The 618-nt window shown below is 71.5% G+C and carries 1 protein-coding gene; it reads left to right on the top strand.

Going from position 1 to position 618, the window contains the following annotated elements; all coding sequences use genetic code 11:
* A partial coding sequence (locus AOK03_RS38490) for a DUF1015 family protein (RefSeq protein ID WP_157869204.1) occupies window positions 1-577 on the top strand: 577 nt, incomplete at its 5' end.
* Between the last annotated feature and the right edge of the window lie 41 nt (window positions 578-618).

Below are 618 nucleotides of genomic sequence, written 5' to 3'. Positions count from 1 at the left end.
CTCGCCGAGCGCCTGGGACTACGGCCTGGTGCTCCTCGTGGACACCGCCCGCTATCCGCTGCGCGTCCGCGCCATCCACCGCTACCTGCACCGGCTGCCGGTGGCGGACGCCCTCGCCGCCCTCGGGGACTCCTTCCGCGTACGGACCGTCGACGGCCCCCTCGACCACGCCCTCGAAGCGCTCGCCGAGGCGGCGACGAAGACCAACGCGTTCGTGCTCGCGGGCGACGGCGCCTTCCACCTCGTCGACCGGCCGTCCCCGGACCTCCTCGCGGGCACGGTCCCGAACGATCACCCCGAGGCCTGGCGCACCCTCGACGCGACGGTCCTGCACTCCGTCCTTCTCGACCACGTGTGGCAGATCCCGGACACCCCGGACCACATCGCGTACATCCACGACACCGCGGCGACAGTCGAGAAGGCGGAGCGCGACGGCGGCACGGCGGTCCTGATGCATCCGGTACGGGAAGAGGTCGTCCGCGACCTGGCCGTGCAGGGTGTCACGATGCCCCGGAAGTCCACGTCGTTCGGCCCGAAACCGGCGACGGGCCTGGTCCTGCGAGACCTCACCTTCTGACGGGACCTCGCCTTCTGAACCGAACGCAAAGAAGGGCGGGC

It is taken from the genome of Streptomyces atriruber (assembly GCF_001418325.1).
Taxonomy (GTDB): domain Bacteria; phylum Actinomycetota; class Actinomycetes; order Streptomycetales; family Streptomycetaceae; genus Streptomyces; species Streptomyces atriruber.
Note: the sequence above shows the minus strand (reverse complement) of the source record. Positions and strands in the feature narration are given on the sequence as shown.